Origin of the sequence: Amycolatopsis sp. AA4, from assembly GCF_002796545.1 — a bacterium.
Taxonomy (GTDB): domain Bacteria; phylum Actinomycetota; class Actinomycetes; order Mycobacteriales; family Pseudonocardiaceae; genus Amycolatopsis.
Genome location: NZ_CP024894.1, coordinates 7595439 through 7614376, shown reverse-complemented (window position 1 = coordinate 7614376; position 18938 = coordinate 7595439). Strand labels below are relative to the sequence as shown.

Sequence of the window (18938 nt, the reverse complement as noted above, 5' to 3'; positions counted from 1 at the left end):
GCCACCGCTTGAAAAACAGTGAAGGGCTCCGCGCGGGAATCCCGGCGCGGAGCCCTTCGCGGCTTTTCGAAGACTCAAGCAGGCTGGACCTGCAGCGACCACAGCGCCGTCGTGACCGCCTCGGCGTCGTTCGGGTCGCCGGTGCGGCTGACCACCGACGCCTGCGCGATCTCGACCACCACGATCTGGTCGTCCTTCGCGGGCGGGGTCGCGGTGTAGGCGTAGCGGTCGCGGGAGGTGATGATGTCCTCCTTGAGCGGCTGGGGCTCGCCCTTGCCGTTCACGTACTGCACGGTGACCTTCCACGGCGTCTCGGCGATTTCCTTCGGCACCGAGATCTGCACCGACCGGCCCGGGCGCACCTTGAGCTTGCCGGTCGCGCCGGGATTGGCCGCGCACACGCCGGATTTGATGTCGCAGTTGCCGATCGGCGCGACGTTGATCGTGTGCCCGTCGGCGTAGAAAGTCACCTCGGCCGGGCCCGGCGCGGAACAGCCGGCCACCGCGAAACCACCGGCCGCGAGCACGGCCACCACCCGGGAACGTCGCATGGCCCGAGATTACCGGCGGCCTCGCGCGGGCCCGGGGGCGGGGAAGCTGCCGGTCGGCTCCGGGCGCAACGGGCGATTGCCGCCGAGCCCGGGCAGGAGCGAACCGCCGCGCTGCACCAGGAAGGTCTGCGTCAGGCCGACCGCCAGCAAGAGCGTCACGACCAGGAAGCCGATCCAGTACGTCGGCGGCAGCAGCAGCCCGACCGCGCCGCCCATGCACCACGACAGCTGCAGCACCGTCTCGGAACGCCCGAACGCCGACGCGCGCGACTGCTCCGGCAGATCTTCCTGGATCACCGCGTCGAGGCTGATCTTCGCCAGCGCGCTGGCCGTCGCGCCGATGAGACCGACGATGGCCGCCGTGGCGAGGCCGGGCAGCAGGGTCGCGACCAGCGTGGTCACGACGCACGCCGCCACGCAGGCGACGATCACCTGGTCCGCCGAACCGAAGTGCAGCCGCGAACCCAGCGCGTTGCCGACGAATCCGCCGACGCCGGCCGCCGCGCCGATGATGCCCAGCAACAGCAGCTGCACGAACGGGCTGTGCCCGGCGTGTTCGGTCTGTGCCTTCACCGCGAAGGCGGCGAACATCATCAGGAACCCGGTCAGCACGCGGACGGAACCGTTGCCCCACAAGGCAACGACGATGTGCCGTCCCATCGGCTGGCGCCGCCGCTTCTGCTTCGGCTCCGGCCGCGCGGACAGCGACGTCGGGACCTCGCCCTCGGTCACCTCGACCCAGGACGGGATCCGCATCGACTGCACGGCCGCGGCCACGCAGATCGCGGCGGTGAACCACAGCGCGCCGGAGGAGTTGGTGAGGCTGCTCACGCCGCTGGCCAGCGCGCCGAACACGCCGCCCGCGATCAGGCCGAACACGGTGATCCGCGCGTTGGTCTTCGACAGCGTGATCTCCGGCGGCACCACGCGCGGCGTGACCGCCGCCTTCAGCACGGTGAACGACTTCGACAGCACCATCATCCCGAGCGCCGCCGGGTACAGCAGCCAGTCGTCGAAGTGCAGCGCCATCACCACGGCCATCAGGCCCTGCCCGATCGACGACACGCACATCGCGAGCCGGCGGCCGCGCTGGATCCGGTCCAGCGCCGGGCCGATCACCGGCGCGACGAGCGCGAACGGCGCGATCGTGATCAGCAGGTACAGCGCGACCTTGCCCTTGCTCTCGCCGCTGGTCGCGGCGAAGAACAGCGTGTTGGCCAGCGCGATCGCCATCGCGGCGTCGCTGGCGTAGTTCAGCATCACCGCGTACATCAGCGAGGTGAGGCCGGACTTGTCCGCGCCGTCCGCCTTGGTCGCGCGCTGGAACGCGCCGATCGCCTGTCCGCTCAGCTGACGGCTGCGCAGCGCGGCGACCCGCGTGACGGTGAGCTTCTTCGGCAGCTTCGGAATCGACCCGGCACCGGGGACGGCCGTGGTGTTCAGCGCTTCGTCCTGCAGATCGTCGACGCGAGGCTCGCCCGCGTAGCCGCCGGTGTCGTAGTGCTCGTAGCCGGCGCTGCCGGGCCGGTCCTCGTACGGCCGCGGGTGGACGGGCTCGGTGCGGTGGTCGCGCGGCGGGTACGGCCGGGCACCGCGCGGCGGCGGAGGCGGACGGTGTCCCATCGGGGCGGCACCGGTGGGCGCTTCGTCGGCGTTCGGCGTGAACGGCGGCACGTCGTCGTAGAACGCGCTGCGTCCGGGATACGCGCGAGGCGGTTCGGCCGGGCGGCCGCGCGGCGGTTCGGGCGGGATGCGCTCCGGACGGGCCCGCGGCGGCTCCGGCGCGTACTCCGGCGGAACCTGGCGAACGCGCTGGTCAACGGCCTGATCGACCCGGGTCGGCGGGGCCTCGCGCCACTGGCGGGCCCGTGCCGCGCCGGGCTCGGGAGTCCAGCGGCGCTTCTTCTTCCCACGGCCTTTGCCCGACTGCCCGCCGAGGGGGCTGTCGGAACCGGAGCGCGAGCTGAAGAGGGCCACGGTTCAATCCTGCCTCATCGGGGTCCCGCACCGCCCGCTCACGTGCCGGTTCGCTGATTTTCCGGGACGAACTTCACGCGGAACGACGACTGCCACAGCTTCCCGGTGAGGAGGAATTCGTCGGTGCCCGGGATGGCGGCGATGCCGTTCAGCACGTCCTCGCCGGGCCGGGCGGGCTTGCGCAGCCCGCTGGCGTCGATCTTCGCGGTGATCCGTCCGGTGTTGGCGTCGATGCGCAGAATCGTGTCGGTCTGCCAGACGTTCGCGTAGACGGTGTCGCCGACGCACTCCAGTTCGTTCAGCTGGTCCTGGCCGACCTCGACGGAACCGGTGACCGCAAACGTTTGCGGGTCCCGGAACGTGAGGCTGGATGACCCGTTGCTCATCACCAGCCGCCCGTTGGGCTGGTGGCACAGTCCCCAGCCCTCGCCGTCGTAGCGGACCCGCCGCAGCTCGGCGAGCGTCTGGGAGTCGCGCTCGATCGCGATTCCGTCGCGCCAGGTCAGCTGCCACAGCTTCGGCCCGAGCACCGTGATGCCCTCGGCGAACAGCGGCGACGGCACCGTCACCTGTTTGGCTGGCGTTCCGCCGGCCGGACCCGCGGTGAGCGCGGACTTGCCTTCGAGCCCGCGGCTCTCGTACAGCGTCGTGCCGGAGTACTCGAGCCCTTCGGTGAAGGCCGTCGAGTCGTGCGGCAGCGTTCCGAGCACCTGGACGGCGAGCTGTTCGGGCTGGGCGGGCACGGCTTGGGTGCCCGCGCATCCGCCGAGCACGGCGGCGGCCACCAGGGGCCAGACGATCCGGGTTCGCACGAGGAACAGCCTGGCACGGGCGGCGCGGATGCGTGCGGCACAATTGGGGGTATGACGCTGCTGTTGACCCTGGACGACGGCTCTCTCCACCGGAAGCTCGCGGACGCCGTCGAGGTGGCGCGGGAGGCCGTGCTGGCGGAAGCACCCGCTGACCAGGTCGGCGAGCACGTCGGAGTGGAACGCGAGGACGCGGTCTCGGCGAGCCACCTTTTCGAGGCCTCGGTGCCGGGCTACGGCGGCTGGCGCTGGTCGGTCACCGTCGCGGTGGCCGGGCCGGACGAGCCGGTCACGGTGAGCGAGCTCGTGCTGCAGCCGGGCCCGGAGGCCCTGGTCGCGCCCGCCTGGGTGCCGTGGGAGCAGCGCGTGCGCGCGGGCGACCTCGGCGTCGGCGACCTCTTCCCGGCGGACAAGGACGACCCGCGCCTTTCGCCCGCGTACCTCCAGTCGGACGACCCGGCCGTCGAGGAAGCGGCGATGGAAGTCGGCCTCGGCCGGGTGCACGTCCTCTCGCGCTACGGCCGGCTGGACGCGGCCGCCCGCTGGCACAGCGGCGAGTTCGGCCCGCGTTCGGACATGGCCCGGAGCGCGCCCGCGACCTGCGGGACCTGCGGGTTCTTCGTGCCGCTGGCGGGTTCGCTGCGCGGCTCCTTCGGCGCCTGCACCAACGACATCGCGCCCGCGGACGGGCACGTCGTGGACGTGGCTTACGGGTGCGGGGCGCATTCGGAGGTGCGGGTCGAGGTGACGTCCTCGGTTCCGGTCGCGGAGCTGGTTTACGACGATTCGCTGATCGACTTCACTCCCGCTCCGGAGCCGGCTCCGGAGCCGAGCGCGGTCGCGGACCCGGCGGTGGTCGAAGAGGCGGCGGCCGCGGCGGCGGAGGAAACCGCTGAGGTCGCGGTGGTGGAGCCGGAGACGGCTGCCGAGGTCGCGGTCGAGGAGGCTGCGGAAGCGGCTGCGGACGTTGCTTCGGATGAGGTCGAGCGCGTTGCCGAGGATCCGGTCGAGGGCGCGGACGTGGTCGAGTCGGGTGCTGAGGAGCCGGTGGCGAGCGTGGACACGGCCCAGCCGGTTGCCGAGGAGCCGGTCGCGGACGTGGCCGAGGCTTCGGCGGCGGGCACGGCGGTCGACGTGGTCGTCGAGGCGGTCGCGCCGGAGGCTGCCGAGGAAGGCACCGCCCCGGAGCAGGGTGACGCCGACGGGAGCGATGTCCTCCGGTGAACGAAGTCGCTGGGGGAGCGGCTGATCCTTTCGGGACAGTCCGGCTGCGGGAAGCGGTGCTGAGCGCCTGGCGCGATTCGCCCACCCGCTTCATCGAGGACACCAACTCCGAACGCGACCTGCGCGTCGGCGCTTATCGCGACCGGTTGTTCGTCGAATTGGCCCAGAACGCCGCCGACGCCGCGCAGCTCGCGGGCGAACCCGGGCGCATCCGGGTGTCCGTTGTGGACGGTGAGCTGCGGTTCGCCAACACCGGCGTGCCGCTGGACGCCCGCGGGGTCGAATCGCTCTCGTCGTTGCGGGCGTCGGCCAAGGAAGGGACCGTCGGCCGGTTCGGGGTCGGGTTCGCGGCCGTCCTGACCGTCACCGACGAGCCGCGCGTGGTTTCCACCTCGGGCGGGGTCGCGTTTTCCGCGCAGCGCACCCGGGAAGAGTCCGGTCGGAACGGCGACGTTCCGGTGCTGCGGCTGCCGTTTCCCGTCTCGGAGCAACCGGCTGACGGATTCGCCACCGAAGTGCGGTTGCCGCTCCGGGAATCCGGACAGGGTTTGCTCGACGGCCTGGCGAACGAGATCGAAGATCTCCTGCTGGCGCTGCCGTGGCTCGCTGAGGCCGAAGTGGACGGTCGCAAGTGGACGCGAAGCGGCGAGGAGATCGTCGAGATCACGTCGCCGACCGGGCAACGGCGTTGGCTGAAGCACGGAGTCTGGGCGGTCCCGGTTGACGCCGACGGGGTGCCGCAGCCGCTCGAGGACGATCTGCTTCACGCGCCGACGCCGACCGACGAAGGCCTTTCGCTCCCGGCTCGGTTGATTGCCGAGGTGCCGCTGGAGCCGTCTCGCCGCCGGGTGCTTCCGGGCGCGGAGCTCACTCGCGCGCTGGAGCAAGCGGCGAGCGAGTACGTCGAGCTGGTCCGGGCGGTCAAGCCGGAGCACCGGCCGATTCTGGTTCCCGCCGCGGGTTTCCCGCAGTCCACTGTGGACGCACAGTTGAAAGACCTCGTCTACGCCGCGCTCGCGCAGGAGCCCTGGTTGACCACTGTGGACGGTCGGGAGGTCTCCGGGCAGCAGGCCCGGGTGCTCGACGTCGACGGGCTGGCTCCCCTGCTCGCCGACGTCATTCCGGGCCTGGTGCAAGCGAATCCGCGACTGCTCAAGCCGGTGTCCGCGCAGATCCTCGGCATTGGCGACGTCCTCGAAGTCCTGACCGGCATCGACCGCGAGCCCGGCTGGTGGCAGAAGCTGTACGCGGAGCTGGCGGTCGCGGTCGAGAGTCACGCGCTCAGCGCGAATCAGCTCGACGGCCTGCCGGTTCCGTTGTCGGACGGGCGGACGTTGCCGGGCGTCAAGGGCGCGCTGCTCGTCGACGGCAGCAGCGAGCTCCGCGAACTTCTGTCCGATGTGGACGTTCCCGGTCTTCGGCTGGTGCATCCAGGTGCCGCGCATCAGCTCCTGGAACTGTTGGGGGCCAAGCACGCGGACGCGCGTCAGTTGCTCGAAGCGGAGCAACTGCAGTACGCGGTCGAGCACAGTGTCGCCGACGTTCAGTCCGGTTTGGACGGAATGAACCTCGCCGGTGCGGTGCTCCGCCTGGTCGCGGACTGCGGCGACCAGGCACCGGAATGGATCGGCGCGCTGGCGCTGCCCGCGGAGGACGGCTGGCGGCGCGCGGACGAGCTGGTGCTGCCGACGTCGCCGTTGCTGGACGTGATCGACCCCGAGGTGTTCGAACCCGGCGGCGCGCTTTCCGTGCTGGACGAGGAATTCGCGGAGGACTGGCCGACCGAGACCCTCGTCGCGGCGAAGGTGCTCGACTCGTTCGCGGTCGTGCGGGACGAGGATCCGCACGAGCCCGACCACCACCTCCCGGACGAAGAGCAGTGGTGGGATTCGTTCGAGCAGCCGCCGACGACGGTCGTATCCATCCGGGACCTCGACCTCGTCGCGGACGACGCCTGGCCGGACGCGCTCCGGCTGATCGCGTCCCGTCCGGAAACCTGGCAGGCACTGCACAGCCCGGACGGGCACGCGGGCTGGTGGCTCGCGCGCTACGCCCTGCTGGCCGGCGAAGCCCCCGGCTCTTGGCGGCTCGCCTCGGCGACTGCGCTGGCCGGCCTGTACGACCCGGTGCCCGACCTCGGGCTGAGCGACGACCTGCTTCGCGCGGTGGGGGTCCGCACCGGACTGGATCTGGAGACCGCGGAAGACGTCACCGATCTGCTCGAACGGCTCGGCGATCCAGACCGCACGCCGACTCCGGGCCTGATCGCTCGCGCCCACGCGGCGCTCGTGGCCGCGCCGATCGACATCTCGGACGTCGACGCGCCCGCCCGAGTCCGCGCGGCGGACGGGAGCGTCGTCGAAGACGCCGTGGTGCTGGACGTCCCGTGGGTCGCGGCCGCGCTCGACCCGGCGAAGCTCCTCGTCGCGCCCGCCGAACCCGAGCGGTTGGCGGAACTCCTCGACGTCCCGGTCGCGAGCAGTCTGAAAACCGAGGTCGAGAGCACCGGCGAGTACGTCGCGTGGGCCGACCTGCCCGCCCTCGCGCTCGCCGTGGACCAGCTCGGCATCGCGCTGCCGGACGGCGGGGTGCTGCTGCACGACCGGCTCACCGTGTCGGTCGAGGGCGAGACGGCCGAGGTGCCGTGGTGGTCCGACGACCGGCTGCACGCGGCGGACACGTCCGAGGGGCTGGCGCGCGCCTTCGCGTGGGCGAGCGACCGCTGGGCGGAGCGCTATCGCATCACGGCGTTGCTGGAAGACCCCGCGCCGCGCACGCTGCTGAACTGACGCGGTTAAAGCCGCTGCGCGGACTTGGACCCGCGCCGGGCCGCCGCGCGCTGCCAGAAAATAATCCCGAATCCGATGAACCCGAGCGCGATCCCGGCGATACACGTCTGTAACCAGACGCCTCCGCTCGTGAAGAAAAGCACCACGAGCGCGACAAGCCAGAGCGCAGTACCTACGATCACCACCGGCGTCAGGTCGGTGAGCCGCTTCGGCAGGTCCGGCGTGTGCCGCAACGCGGCCGGAGCGTCCGGGGCACTGGTCGGTTCGTCCACAGGGCAGAGCTTACCCGGACGGAAACAGCGAGACAGGCGGGGAAATGGCGGAGCAGCGCGAACGGGCCGGGTCCACACTGGACCGCTTCTTCCGGATCAGCGAACGCGGGTCGAGCACGGGACGGGAGATCCGCGGCGGCGTGGTCACGTTCGTGACGATGGCCTACATCGTGGTACTCAACCCGCTGATCATCGGCAGTTTCGCGGCCGACACCCCGTCCGCGCACAAGGACGTCCTCGGCCACATCCTCCCGGTCCCGCAGGTCGCCGCGGTGACCGCGCTGGTCGCCGGCGTGCTGACGATCCTGATGGGGCTGGTCGCGAACTATCCGTTCGGCATCGCCACCGGCCTCGGCATCAACAGCCTGCTCGCGGTCACCATCGCGCCGCAGATGAGCTGGCCGGAGGCGATGGGCCTGGTGGTCATCGAGGGCGTGATCATCGTCCTGCTCGTGCTCACCGGCTTCCGCACGGCGGTGTTCCGCGCCGTGCCGCCCGCGCTCAAATCCGCGATCGCGGTCGGCATCGGGCTTTTCATCTGCCTGATCGGCCTGGTCGACGCCGGGTTCGTGCGCCGGCTGCCGGACGACGCGCACACCACGGTGCCGGTCGGGCTCGGCATCGGCGGTTCGATCGCCTCGTGGCCGACCGCGGTGTTCGTGGTCGGGCTGCTGCTCACCGCGGTTCTCGTGGCCAAGCGCGTCAAGGGCGCGATCCTGATCGGCGTGCTCGGCTCGACGGTGCTCGCGATCGTGGTCGAGGCGATCGTGAAGGCCGGGCCGTCCAACGGCACCGACCCGAAGGGCTGGAACCTCGGCTACCCGGCGCTGCCGCAGAAGGTCGTCGGCCTCCCGGATCTGTCGCTGGTCGGCGACGTGTCGTTCGGCGCGTGGACCCGGCTGCCGATCATCACCGTGGTGCTGCTGGTCTTCACCCTCGTGCTCGCGGACTTCTTCGACGCCATGGGCACGATGACCGGCCTCGGCAAGGAAGCCGGTCTGGTCGGCAAGGACGGCCAGCTGCCGAACGTCGGCAAGGCGCTGTTCGTCGAGGGCCTCGCGGGTGCGGCCGGCGGGTTCGGCTCGGCCAGTTCGAACACGGTGTTCGTGGAATCCGCGTCCGGCATCGCGGAGGGCGCGCGGACCGGGCTGGCGAACGTCGTGACCGGGCTGCTGTTCATCGCCGCGATGTTCCTGACCCCGCTGTACCAGGTGGTGCCGGTCGAGGCGGCCGCGCCGGCGCTGGTCGTGGTCGGCGCGCTGATGATGGCGCAGGTCCGCGACATCGACTTCACCGATTTCACGATCGCGCTGCCCGCGTTCCTGACGATCGTGGTCATGCCGTTCACCTACTCGATCGCCAACGGCATCGGCGCCGGATTCGTCAGCTACGTCGTGATCCAGGCGGTCACCGGCAAGGCCCGGAAGGTGCACCCGCTGATGTGGGTCATCGCGGTGGCGTTCGTCGCGTACTTCGCGGTCGGGCCGATCCAGGCCGCACTCAGCTGACCGGCGTAAACCGGAACCTCAAGTCGTGAGGTATGCTAACTATATGTCCGGCGACCCGCACGAGCGTTCCCTGGCGAGCCGCTTGCGTCTCGCGGTGGTGCGGCTCAACCGCAGGCTCCGGGCACAGCGGGTGGCGGACGACGTGTCGCTCACGCAGATCGCGGCGTTGTCCACCCTGCACAAATGCGGTCCGCTGACCCCCGGTCAGCTCGCCGCGAAGGAAGGCGTCCAGCCGCCCTCGATGACGAGGGTCATCGCCGCGCTCGAGGAGATGGGGTTCGTCGAGCGCAGGCCGCACCCGACTGACGGCCGTCAGGCCATCGTCGAGCTGTCCGACGACGGGCTCGCGTTCGTGCGCAAGGCCATCTCGGTGCGGGAGGCGTGGCTGGACCGGCAACTGGCCGAACTCGGCGAGGAAGAGCTCGAAGTGCTCTCCCGCGCCGCGGAGATCATCGACAGGATGGCGGGGAACTAGCACAGGTGACGACCACGGGTAGCGAAACAGGATGTCCGGCCCAATCCACTGCTACCCGGGACACGGCGCCGCCGCCGTCCGGTTCCGCTCCGCCCGGCCCCCGTTCCGTCCCGGCCGGGAAATCGTCTTCCGCGCCGGAACCCGCCGGCGCCGCGGAAACCAAGACCAGGCGCACGATGTTCTCGTCGCTGCGCGTCCGGAATTACCGGCTGTTCTTCAGCGGCCAGGTCATCTCGAACATCGGCACCTGGATGCAGCGCATCGCCCAGGACTGGCTGGTGTTCACGCTGTCCGGCAACGACCCGGTGGCGCTCGGCGTCGCGGTCGCGCTGCAGTTCATCCCGACGCTGCTGCTGTCGCTGTGGGCGGGCGTGCTCGCCGACCGCGTCGACAAGCGGCGGCTGCTGATGCTGATCCAGTCGGTGAACTGCCTGCAGGCCGTGCTGCTCGGCGTGCTCGACCTGACCGGCGTCGCCCAGCTGTGGCACGTCTACCTGCTGTGCGTGATGCTCGGGACGACCTCGGCGATCGAGGTGCCGACGCGGCAGTCGTTCGTCGCCGAGATGGTCGGCCGCGACCAGGTGGCGAACGCGGTCGCGCTGAACTCGTCGATCTTCAACATGGCCCGCATCGTCGGACCGGCCATCGCCGGGTTCGCGATCACCTGGGTCGGCACCGGCTGGCTGTTCATCGCGAACGCGGCGAGCACGCTCGCGGTGATCGCCGGGCTCGCGCTGATGAATCCGGCCAAGCTGTTCCGCGGCCCGGCGATCCCGCGCGCCAAGGGCCAGCTGGTGGAGGGCCTGCGCTACGTGCGCGGACGGCCGGACCTGGTGACCGTCATGGTCCTGATGTTCTTCGTCAGCACGTTCGGCATCACCTACTTCACGTCGCTGCCGATCGTGGCCGCGAACGTCTTCCACACCCAGGCCGACGGCTACGGCCTGCTCTCGACGCTCGTCGCGGTCGGCACCTTCACCGGCGCGCTCGCGTCCGCGCGGCGGGGCGTGAAGAGCCGCCCCCGGGTACGGCTGATGCTGGTGTCGGCGGCGCTGCTCGGCGCGTTCGAGTTCATCACCGCGTTCATGCCGACCTACCTGGCCTTCGGCATCGGGCTGATCCCGCTCGGGTTCGCCACGATCACCTTCCTGAACACGGCGAACGCGCTGGTGCAGACGTCGGTGTCGCCGGAGATGCGCGGCCGCGTGATGGGCATCTACGTGCTGGTGCTGATCGGCGGCAACCCGATCGGCGGGCCGATGACCGGTTGGATGGCCGACGCGTTCGGCGGCCGGTCGCCGTTCTACATCGGCGGCGCGGTTTCGGCGGTCGCGGCGGTGGTGTGCGCGGTGGTGCTGATCCGGCGCGGCGGCGTCCGGATGCCGCGACGGCTCGGCAACGGCCTGCGGATCCTGTCGCGGGAACGGGTCTGACCTGCGGAAATGGCTGCTCGCAGGCGCTGGGACCGCCGAAAGTTGTCACTCCGGAGGGTGAGACTGAGGTCTCCGCTGAGATGGTCTTGCCGTCGTCGGTGAGGTTAGGCTAACCTCATACATGTCCGCTTCGTGGTGGGAGCGGCAGTCAGTTCGGGAACGGACAGAGCCCCGCAACCTGGGAACCCCGGGAGGCGGGGCTCTGTTCATGGTCGGGGCTCTTCCCCGCGAGGGCAAGGCCGTTCACGGGGTTGGGCGTCAGGAAGCGTGCGGGGTCGGCTTCGGGGCCTCCAGCGGATGCTCGCCCGGCCGCATCGGAAGACGGCGCAGCCGCAGGCCGAAGTACACGTGGTACGCCATCCGCACGGCCTCGTCGTTCGGCAGCAGCACCTCGTGGCGCACGCCGTCCACTGTCTCGATCAGCCGGTCGCCGGACAGCGTGACGCGGCCTTGGGCGGTCGGGCGGGAACAGGTGAGGGTCTGCGTGAAGTGCGACTTCGGCGACGTCGACTGCCACCACGCCATCGGCGCGAAGTCCGACAGCTCCCGCCGCCGACGCTCCAGGCGGTACTCGGGCTTGCCGTCGCGCAGGACGTCCACGTCGCCGTACGGAGCGTCCAGGAGGAGGTAGTCGCCCTCGGGGTCGCTCTGCGGTTCGACCGCGGACAGCGCCAGCGGCTGCCGGCTGAACTTGCCGAAGCCGACGTCGACCAGGTACTGCTCGTCGTCGAGCCGGACGAGGATGGCGGCGTGGTCCAGCGGCGGACCGGGTACGCCGGCGTCGGTGAAGACGCGCGCCGCGTGCAGCGTCGCGGTGAAGCCCAGCTCCCGCAGCAGGCCGGCGAAAAGACCGTTCAGCTCGTAGCAGAATCCGCCGCGGCGACGGCGCACGAGCTTGTCGAAGAGTGCTTCTTCGGTGAGGTCGATGGGTTCCCCGAGGTGCACGCTCAGGTTCTCGAACGGGACGTGCATCAGGTGCCGCTCCTGCAGCAGGCGCAGCGCGGCCAGGTCGGCCGCGGGAGGCACCGGCAGGTCGAGGCGAGCGAGGTAGGCGTCGACGTCCATGGGTTCCACTCTCACACCTCCAGTGCACTCCAGGTCAAGCGAAAAAACGGGGCCCGGCCGTTTCCCGGCCGGGCCCCGGGGTGCGCAGCGGGCCTCAGCTGAGCAGGAGGCCGTTGCCGCCGGCGACGGCGTTGTCGAAGCGCTTGCTGATCTCGGCCCAGTTGAAGATGTTCCACAGGGCGTTGACGTAGTCCGGCTTCACGTTCTTGTAGTCGAGGTAGAACGCATGCTCCCACACGTCGACCAGCAGGATCGGCACGGTCGGCAGGATCAGGTTGTTGTGGTGGTCGCGCAGCTGCTGGGTGATCAGCGTCTTGCCGATCGGGTCCCACGACAGCGCGCCCCAGCCGTTGCCCTGGATGGTGGTGGACACGGCGGTGAACTGGGCCTTGAACTTGTCGAACGAGCCGAACGCCTCGTCGATCGCCGCGGCCAGCTCGCCGGTCGGCTTGTCCCCACCCTCGGGGGAGAGGATCTTCCACCACACGACGTGGTTGGCGTGCCCGGCCAGGTTGAACGCCAGCGTCGTCTCCAGGCCGACGATCGAGCCGAAGTCGCCCGCCTCGCGCGCGGCGGCGAGCTTGTCCAGCGTGTCGTTCGCACCCTTGACATAGGTCGCGTGGTGCTTGCTGTGGTGCAGCTCGTTGATCTCGCCCGAAATGTACGGCGCGAGGGCGCCGTAGTCGTAATCGAGTTCGGGCAGCTCGTACCGGGCCATGGGCCCTCCTTCTGATCGACGCGCGGTTTTCTAGGCGGCTTCCCGTGCGGGAGCCTGCTGAAACCGAGCCTCGTACTTCAAGCTAGGTGGAGGTCAACTCGCTGTGACCCGGCTCATGCCGCCGGGTCGCGGTACCGCGCGAGGTCGAGGGCCAGTTCGTCGAACACCGCGACGTTGTGCTCGAACGCGACCACGGATTCGTCGATCACCCGGGCCCGGTCTTCCTCGCTCCACGGCGCTTCGTCCAGCTTCGCGCGGTAGCGGTCGCGGAACGCGGGGGCGCTGCCGATGTCGTCGAAGCGGTAGAAGAGCGTGCCCGCCTCGGCGAGGTCGAACTTCTTCTCGAGCAGCCGCCGGATGATCTGGCCGCCGGCGATGTCGCCGAGGTAGCGCGTGTAGTGGTGCGCCACGAACCCGCCGGACCAGCGTGCCGCCTCGGCGATCCGCGCGGTGTAGGCCTCGGTGGACGCGAGCGGGGCGATCTCGGTGCGCCAGCCGGGACCGACCAGCCGGGCGAGGTCGCGTTCCAGTGCGGGCAGCCGGCGCAGTTCCTCGAACACGAACTGGCCGCCGACCGGGTCGTCGGCCATCGCGTCGCCGGCCCGCTCGATCGCCTGGTAGATGAAGTAGTACTGGGTGGCCAGCGCCGCGTAGCCCGCCAGCGTCAGCTCGCCGCCGAGCAGCGCGTTCATGTACGTGGAGTGATTGGCCTTGTCGTGCACCGCCCGCGTGGACGCGCGCAGCTGTCCGGAGAACGGGCTGGCTTCGAGGTCCGCGGTCACCGTCATCAAAGGCCTCCCGGGCATCTTTCTGACAAGCTGTCAGAAAGAACTGTAGGCCACGACTGGTACTTAGGCTAGCCTAAAATCAGCTGTTTTCACTCGAACCGACCGCTCGGCGCACGAACCGCACGGCGGCTTCGACGGCGTCTTCCAGCTGGTCGGCGGGCACGTCGATCACCTGACGGCTGCCGAGCGCGGCGGTGATCATCGGGACCACCACGTCGAGGTCCTGGGCGGGCCAGCTGCCCGCGTCGACTCCGGCGAGCAGCACCGAACGCAGCTGTTCGATGATCGGGTCGGCGTGCGCGCTGATCCGCTGGTACGCCGCGGGCGCGAGCGCGGACTCCAGCGCGGTGCCCGGCGGAAGGTGGTGTTCGGCCAGCACGCGCAGCTGCAGCCGCACGAATGTGGCCAGCTGGGCGACCGGGTCCGGTTCGGCGTCCACCGCCGCGCGCAGCCGCTCGACGTACCGGGCGGCCTCGTCCTCCACGAACGCGACGAGCAGGCTTTCCTTGTCCGGGAAGTGGTTGTAGATCGCGGTGCGGCCGAGCCCGGCCTCCGCGGCGACCCCGGCGAGCGTGATCGCGTCGAACCCGCGTTCGTACAGCTGCGCGCGGACGACGTCGAACACCCGTGACCGCACTTCGCGGCGGTGCGCTTCGAGCGAACCGCCCAGCACCTTCGGCACGCGCGCCACCCCCTTCCCGTGCGAAACACTTTAGGGGACCCGCGCGAAACGGCTCAGTCGTCGAGCGTCCAGGTGTGCACCGGCTCGCCGTTCTCCGACAGCTCCAGGTACCGCCGCAGCATCCAGTTGAGCGCGGTTTCGCGGTCGGCTCCGCGTTCGTGCGCGCGCAGCACGTAGTCGCGCTGCCAGGTCGCACCGTTGCGGCGGGCGAGGCAGCGGCGTTCGATGATGCCGAGATAACGCACGCGTGCCTCGTCGGAGACGTCCGAACGGCGAAGGCCCTCGTGCGCCAGCGGCAGCAGCACGCGCAGCGCCAGTTCGTCCGGCGGGATCCAGCCGATGCCGGGCCAGTACAGCTGCGCGTCGAAACCCTTGCGCGCGCCCTCGTACAGGTTTTCTTCCGCGGCCTGGAACGACATCTGCGACCAGACCGGCCGGTCCTGCTCCGCGAGCGCGCGTTGGGCGCCGTAGAAAAACGCCGCGTTGGCCACGATGTCGGCGACCGTCGGACCGGCGGGCAGCACGCGGTTTTCCACGCGCAAGTGCGGCAGGCCGTCGACTACGTCGTACACCGGCCGGTTCCACCGCCAAATCGTTCCGTTGTGCAGCCGCAGTTCGGAAAGCTTCGGTGCCTGCCCGGATTCCAGCGCCTCGATCGGGTCCTCGATGTCCGTCTCCGGCAGCAGACCCGGGAAATAGCGGACGTTTTCCTCGAAGAGGTCGAAGATCGACGTGATCCACCGTTCGCCGAACCACACGCGCGGCCGGACGCCCTGGTTTTTCAGTTCCTCCGGCCGGGTGTCGGTGGCCTGCTGGAACAACGGGATCCGGGTTTCGTGCCACAGCGCCTTGCCCAGCAGGAAAGGAGAGTTCGACGCGAGCGCGATCTGCACGCCGGCCAGGCATTGCGCGGCGTTCCAGTGCGCCGCGAATTCCTCGGGGGCGACCTGCAGGTGCAATTGGACCGAGGTGCAGGCGGCCTCCGGAAGAATGGATTCCGCGTAGTGCCGCAGCCGCTCCGGCTGTGCCCCGGGCAACGCCGGGCCGTCCATCGCGAGCGCGATCCGCTCGCCGCGGGCGGCGAAGATCTCGTCGTTCAGCGACGAATAGCGCGTTTTGTGGGAAAGCCACTTTTGATCGAAATGTTCCGGCCCCAGCGTCGGCAGAATGCCGATCATGGCCACCGACGAGCCGGTGTGCGCCGCGCTCTCCTGCGCTTTCGCCAGGTAGGAGTGCAGGTCTTCTTCCAGCCGCAGCGCGGAATCCCCGGCGAGCGGGCGCGGCGGCACGTTGAGTTCCAGGTTGTGCTGGCCGAGTTCGGTGGTGAACGACGCGTCGTCGAGCGCCTCCAGCACGACCGAGTTGGTCATCGACGGGCGCAGTTGCCCGTCCACCAGATTCAGCTCGACTTCGAGGCCGATGTTCTTGCGGGGAAAGGAAAAACTGCCGTCGGTGAGCATCCTCGCCAGGGTGTCCAGGCAGCGCTGGACCTTCCGGCGGTACCGTCCGCGATCGAGCCGGCCGGGATGTGCCGAGAGATCCGTACCCATGGTTCGACGCGCTCCTTGGCTGCTGTCCGCAGTGGTCTGGGCGGCTAGGACGCCAGGCAGACCACCGTCGCACAGCGAGTCGCCATGGGCTAGCGGCCAAACTGGTGCTCTCCGTCACCGGCGGTTGACCCTGCGCGTAACTACGCCGTTTGCCCTAACCCGGCCGCGCGTTCGGACCAGTGGGCACGGGTTCGGCCGGGTGCGAGACTGTCCGATGTGGCTCAACTGATCTTCACCGAGGACCGGGCGCATCCGGGCCTCGACGATTTCCGCGACCTGTCCACAGCGGACCGTCGCCCGGACCGCCCAGGCGGGCGCGGGCTGGTGATCGCCGAGGGAACCGTCGTGGTCGGACGGCTGCTCGCGTCGCGTTATCCGGTGCGCGCGCTGCTCGGCGTGGAGAGGCGGCTGCGGGAATTGGAAGACGAACTCGCCGGCGTCGACGTGCCCGCGTACGTGACGTCCGCGGAGACGATGGCCGACGTGGTCGGATTCCATCTCAATCGCGGCGTGCTCGCGGTCGCGGACCGCCCGGAACCGCCGACGGTTTCCCAAATCGTGGACGGCACGCAGGTTTTGGCCGTGCTCGAAGGGGTCGGCGATCACGAAAATCTCGGCGCGCTGTTCCGCAATGCCGCCGCGCTCGGCGTCGGCGGGGTTTTGCTCGGTCCAGGTTGTTCGGATCCGCTTTACCGGCGCAGTGTGCGCGTTTCGATGGGACACGTGCTGCGCGTCCCCTTCGCGACTTTCGACAGCTGGCCCGGCGGCCTGGATGTCCTGCGGGCACGGGGTTTCACGGTGGCCGCGCTCACACCGCGCGCGGATTCCGTACCGCTGCGCGGATTGCGCGAAAAGGTGCCGGGACCGATCGCGCTGCTGCTCGGTGCGGAGGGACCGGGACTGACGGACGAGGCGATCGAGGCCGCGGACGTCGCGGTCCGCGTGGAGATGGTGTCCGGCGTCGACTCGCTGAATGTCGCCACGGCCGCGGCGATCGCCTTCCACGAGGTCTCCGCGGGGGTCGCCCCACTAGAGTGACCCCCGGCACGTTTCTTGCGGGGAGGGGCACCCATGGAGCTGCGGATCCGCGGCGAGCAGGCGGTGCTCGCCGGGCCGGGCGGCGAGCACGCGCGGGAGGTCGACCCGCGTCGCCTCGCGATCGGTGCCGACCTGGCCCAGGCACTGCACGAATGGGCGCGCGTGGCGTCGGCGGTGGCGCGCTCCGACTCCGACGTCGATGTCGCCGGTTCGGTCGTGTCCCAACGCGGACGGCAGCTCGCCGCGCGACTGGCCGCCGTGATGGGCACCCAGGTGCGGTTCGTCGATCCGGTGACCGGCGTGGAAACGGTGGTCGAACCGCCGCCGCGACCGGACCAGCCTGCGCGCCCACCGCTTCCCGAGGAGCCGACGCCGTGGGCCACTGGGCTTACCGTGTCGGCGTTCGCGGCCGCCGTGGTGATCGTCGCGATGCTCGCGCTGGCCGGGACGCTCGCGCGCGAGACGAGCACGTGGCTGGCGCTGATCGCGTCGCTGGTGGTCACCGGCGGGGTCGCACCGTCGCTGTGGCTGGGCCGCAAGGTGCCGATCTTGCGCTGGGCGGTATACGGCGCGGGCGGCGGTCTGGTGCTCGCGTGGATCGGTGTGCTGGCCACGGTGTTCTGACTCCCGGATACTGACCCGATGGCCCCGCTCGACAAGCTGCGCGCGCTCTGCCTCGCCCTGCCCGAAGCGACCGAACGGCTCAGCCACGGCGAGCCGACGTGGTTCGTCCGGGGACGCAAGACGTTCGTGATGTTCGCTGACCGGCACCACGACGACAAAGTCGCGTTCTGGTGTCCCGCGCCGCCCGGGGTGCAGGAGGAGCTGGTGCGCACCGAGCCGGACCGGTTCTTCCGGCCGCCCTACGTCGGGGTGCACGGATGGCTCGGCGTACGGCTGGACGTGGACGTCGACTGGGGCGAGGTGGAGCAGATCGTGCGGGAGGCTTATCGGCACGTCGCGCCGAAGAAGCTGGCTGCTCTGCTGGACACCTGACCCTGACCGGCGCTTGCCGCTTCCGGTGGGCTCGCCGCGCTGCGGAGGCAACCCCAATGTGGCATTGGGGCGCTGGAAAACCGGAGTGCGTCAGCCGCGCTGGGTGCGGACTCCCAGCAGCACGTCTTCCCACGACGGCACGATCGGATGGTTCTTCTTCGCCTTCGTGCGCGGCTGCTCGGCGTCGTCGCCGTCGGACTCGCCGGGGACGTGCGGGATCTCGCGGGTCTCCTCGGCGCCGTCGTCCGGGCCCTCGATGGCGCGCGGTTCCTCGACGGCGTCGAGGGTCGGCTGCACCACCGAATCGCGAGCGGGGGCCAGCGCGCGGACCGTGCGCGGGGCGACGTACGAGTTCGGGTTCAGCAGGACCTCGGCGTTTTCGTCGAGCGCGTGCACCGTGCCGCCGTGCGCGCCGGGCGAGAACGACCAGTGCGCGCGGTTGTCGGAGCGGCCCGCCTTCCAGCGCAGCACGACGACCCACTTGCCGTCGTCGCCGCGCCACGCGTCCCAGGCGGCCTGGTTGTAGTCGTGGCCGCGGACGCCGAACGCGTAGGCGATGACCTCGCCGAGCGTCTGGACGTCGGGCCCGTCCTCGCGGACCGGGTGCGCCGACTGCGCGAGTTCCGCCGTGCGGGACCGTTCGAGCAGCACCGGATAGGCGAATCGCTCCACCCGCTGCGTCGAGACGCCCGCGCTGCTCGCGACCTGCTCGACGGACTCGCCCGCGCGGATTCGCGCCTGGATCTCGCGTGGCCGCATCTGGCTCTCCAACTCGATCTCGATCTGGCCCAGCCGGGCTATGTCCCCCCTCGCCGCCGCACGCAGTCTCTCGTCGGCCGGGAGCAGGAAGCGGGTACGGCTCGCGGGGTCCTCCAGCACGAGGGACTTCCCGTCCTCGTGCAGCCCGACCACCCGCAACGCCCGCATTTCTCGCCTCCCCGGTGTCACCTTTGTGGGTGCCCACGTTAGAACGGCGCGTCGGCTTGACGTGCGAGGCGCGCCGACGCCTCACCCATCCGAACTCAATCCGACGACACTTTCCCGGCCATTTTCGCGGCGGCGG

At 70.3% G+C, this 18938-nt stretch carries 18 protein-coding genes; 8 read left to right on the top strand and 10 right to left on the bottom strand.

Annotated features, from left to right (window positions below; genetic code table 11):
• Positions 1 to 74: 74 nt before the first annotated feature.
• Genes CU254_RS35125 through CU254_RS35115 form a run of 3 tightly spaced genes read right to left on the bottom strand, consistent with a single transcriptional unit; the run spans position 75 to position 3340 of the window.
• On the bottom strand, positions 75 to 551 hold the full coding sequence (locus CU254_RS35125) for a DUF2771 family protein (protein WP_009083897.1): 477 nt from the start codon (positions 549 to 551) through the stop codon (positions 75 to 77).
• A 9-nt stretch (positions 552 to 560) separates the two neighbouring features.
• Positions 561 to 2528 (bottom strand): MFS transporter, encoded by a 1968-nt coding sequence (locus CU254_RS35120; protein ID WP_037715822.1) that lies wholly within the window; start codon positions 2526 to 2528, stop codon positions 561 to 563.
• Positions 2529 to 2566: 38 nt separating this feature from the next.
• On the bottom strand, positions 2567 to 3340 hold the full coding sequence (locus CU254_RS35115; RefSeq protein WP_009083894.1) for a glutaminyl-peptide cyclotransferase: 774 nt from the start codon (positions 3338 to 3340) through the stop codon (positions 2567 to 2569).
• Positions 3341 to 3391: 51 nt separating this feature from the next.
• Between CU254_RS35115 and CU254_RS35110 the strand changes: the two genes are divergently transcribed.
• Positions 3392 to 4561, top strand: coding sequence for a DUF3027 domain-containing protein (locus tag CU254_RS35110; RefSeq protein WP_009083892.1), 1170 nt, complete (start codon positions 3392 to 3394; stop codon positions 4559 to 4561).
• Positions 4558 to 7350 (top strand): sacsin N-terminal ATP-binding-like domain-containing protein, encoded by a 2793-nt coding sequence (locus CU254_RS35105; protein ID WP_009083890.1) that lies wholly within the window; start codon positions 4558 to 4560, stop codon positions 7348 to 7350. The genes CU254_RS35110 and CU254_RS35105 overlap by 4 nt, the downstream gene beginning before the upstream one ends.
• 5 nt (positions 7351 to 7355) lie before the next feature.
• Here the strand turns inward: CU254_RS35105 and CU254_RS35100 are convergent, their stop codons facing one another.
• The gene (locus tag CU254_RS35100; RefSeq protein WP_037361579.1) at positions 7356 to 7583 is read right to left on the bottom strand and encodes a DUF2530 domain-containing protein; all 228 of its coding nucleotides are present in this window, start codon (positions 7581 to 7583) and stop codon (positions 7356 to 7358) included.
• 83 nt (positions 7584 to 7666) lie between these two features.
• Here CU254_RS35100 and CU254_RS35095 point away from each other — a divergent pair, with 83 nt between their 5' ends.
• From CU254_RS35095 to CU254_RS35085, 3 genes are all read left to right on the top strand, one after another.
• Complete coding sequence (locus CU254_RS35095; RefSeq protein WP_009083884.1) at positions 7667 to 9130, top strand: NCS2 family permease; 1464 nt, start codon at positions 7667 to 7669, stop codon at positions 9128 to 9130.
• 43 nt (positions 9131 to 9173) lie between these two features.
• Positions 9174 to 9605, top strand: coding sequence for a MarR family winged helix-turn-helix transcriptional regulator (locus CU254_RS35090; RefSeq protein ID WP_009083883.1), 432 nt, complete (start codon positions 9174 to 9176; stop codon positions 9603 to 9605).
• A gap of 176 nt (positions 9606 to 9781) precedes the next feature.
• The gene (locus CU254_RS35085) at positions 9782 to 11038 is read left to right on the top strand and encodes an MFS transporter (protein ID WP_037715821.1); all 1257 of its coding nucleotides are present in this window, start codon (positions 9782 to 9784) and stop codon (positions 11036 to 11038) included.
• 258 nt (positions 11039 to 11296) lie between these two features.
• On the opposite strand, the gene CU254_RS35080 is transcribed toward CU254_RS35085, so the two are convergent.
• From CU254_RS35080 to CU254_RS35060, 5 genes are all read right to left on the bottom strand, one after another.
• Positions 11297 to 12103 (bottom strand): arylamine N-acetyltransferase, encoded by an 807-nt coding sequence (locus CU254_RS35080; RefSeq protein WP_037715819.1) that lies wholly within the window; start codon positions 12101 to 12103, stop codon positions 11297 to 11299.
• Positions 12104 to 12197: 94 nt separating this feature from the next.
• Positions 12198 to 12821, bottom strand: a complete 624-nt coding sequence (locus CU254_RS35075; RefSeq protein WP_009083877.1) for a superoxide dismutase — start codon at positions 12819 to 12821, stop codon at positions 12198 to 12200.
• 113 nt (positions 12822 to 12934) lie between these two features.
• Positions 12935 to 13609, bottom strand: coding sequence for a heme oxygenase (biliverdin-producing) (locus CU254_RS35070; protein ID WP_009083876.1), 675 nt, complete (start codon positions 13607 to 13609; stop codon positions 12935 to 12937).
• Between the two features lie 79 nt (positions 13610 to 13688).
• Positions 13689 to 14291 carry a TetR/AcrR family transcriptional regulator gene (locus tag CU254_RS35065; protein WP_037718491.1) on the bottom strand — a complete coding sequence of 201 codons (603 nt, stop codon included), beginning with the start codon at positions 14289 to 14291 and terminating at the stop codon, positions 13689 to 13691.
• A 53-nt stretch (positions 14292 to 14344) separates the two neighbouring features.
• Entirely contained in the window at positions 14345 to 15841 is a 1497-nt protein-coding gene (locus CU254_RS35060; RefSeq protein ID WP_009083872.1) for a glutamate-cysteine ligase family protein, read from the bottom strand.
• A 216-nt stretch (positions 15842 to 16057) separates the two neighbouring features.
• Here CU254_RS35060 and CU254_RS35055 point away from each other — a divergent pair, with 216 nt between their 5' ends.
• Genes CU254_RS35055 through CU254_RS35045 form a run of 3 tightly spaced genes read left to right on the top strand, consistent with a single transcriptional unit; the run spans position 16058 to position 17875 of the window.
• Complete coding sequence (locus tag CU254_RS35055; RefSeq protein ID WP_037715817.1) at positions 16058 to 16879, top strand: RNA methyltransferase; 822 nt, start codon at positions 16058 to 16060, stop codon at positions 16877 to 16879.
• Positions 16880 to 16912: 33 nt separating this feature from the next.
• A complete protein-coding gene (locus CU254_RS35050; protein ID WP_009083867.1) occupies positions 16913 to 17503 on the top strand; it encodes a DUF2537 domain-containing protein in 591 nt (196 codons plus the stop codon).
• An 18-nt stretch (positions 17504 to 17521) separates the two neighbouring features.
• Positions 17522 to 17875 (top strand): MmcQ/YjbR family DNA-binding protein, encoded by a 354-nt coding sequence (locus CU254_RS35045; RefSeq protein WP_009083865.1) that lies wholly within the window; start codon positions 17522 to 17524, stop codon positions 17873 to 17875.
• A 90-nt stretch (positions 17876 to 17965) separates the two neighbouring features.
• Here the strand turns inward: CU254_RS35045 and sepH are convergent, their stop codons facing one another.
• On the bottom strand, positions 17966 to 18802 hold the full coding sequence (gene sepH, locus CU254_RS35040) for a septation protein SepH (RefSeq protein WP_009083863.1): 837 nt from the start codon (positions 18800 to 18802) through the stop codon (positions 17966 to 17968).
• Between the last annotated feature and the right edge of the window lie 136 nt (positions 18803 to 18938).

What these genes read in the sequence shown, in the direction of transcription:
- CU254_RS35125 (WP_009083897.1), bottom strand. Translation starts at nt 551, where the DNA reads ATGCGACGTTCCCGGGTGGTGGCCGTGCTCGCGGCCGGTGGTTTCGCG.
- CU254_RS35110 (WP_009083892.1), top strand. Translation starts at nt 3,392, where the DNA reads ATGACGCTGCTGTTGACCCTGGACGACGGCTCTCTCCACCGGAAGCTC.
- CU254_RS35095 (WP_009083884.1), top strand. Translation starts at nt 7,667, where the DNA reads ATGGCGGAGCAGCGCGAACGGGCCGGGTCCACACTGGACCGCTTCTTC.
- CU254_RS35090 (WP_009083883.1), top strand. Translation starts at nt 9,174, where the DNA reads ATGTCCGGCGACCCGCACGAGCGTTCCCTGGCGAGCCGCTTGCGTCTC.
- CU254_RS35085 (WP_037715821.1), top strand. Translation starts at nt 9,782, where the DNA reads ATGTTCTCGTCGCTGCGCGTCCGGAATTACCGGCTGTTCTTCAGCGGC.
- CU254_RS35080 (WP_037715819.1), bottom strand. Translation starts at nt 12,103, where the DNA reads ATGGACGTCGACGCCTACCTCGCTCGCCTCGACCTGCCGGTGCCTCCC.
- CU254_RS35075 (WP_009083877.1), bottom strand. Translation starts at nt 12,821, where the DNA reads ATGGCCCGGTACGAGCTGCCCGAACTCGATTACGACTACGGCGCCCTC.
- CU254_RS35070 (WP_009083876.1), bottom strand. Translation starts at nt 13,609, where the DNA reads ATGACGGTGACCGCGGACCTCGAAGCCAGCCCGTTCTCCGGACAGCTG.
- CU254_RS35060 (WP_009083872.1), bottom strand. Translation starts at nt 15,841, where the DNA reads ATGGGTACGGATCTCTCGGCACATCCCGGCCGGCTCGATCGCGGACGG.
- CU254_RS35050 (WP_009083867.1), top strand. Translation starts at nt 16,913, where the DNA reads ATGGAGCTGCGGATCCGCGGCGAGCAGGCGGTGCTCGCCGGGCCGGGC.
- CU254_RS35045 (WP_009083865.1), top strand. Translation starts at nt 17,522, where the DNA reads ATGGCCCCGCTCGACAAGCTGCGCGCGCTCTGCCTCGCCCTGCCCGAA.
- sepH (WP_009083863.1), bottom strand. Translation starts at nt 18,802, where the DNA reads ATGCGGGCGTTGCGGGTGGTCGGGCTGCACGAGGACGGGAAGTCCCTC.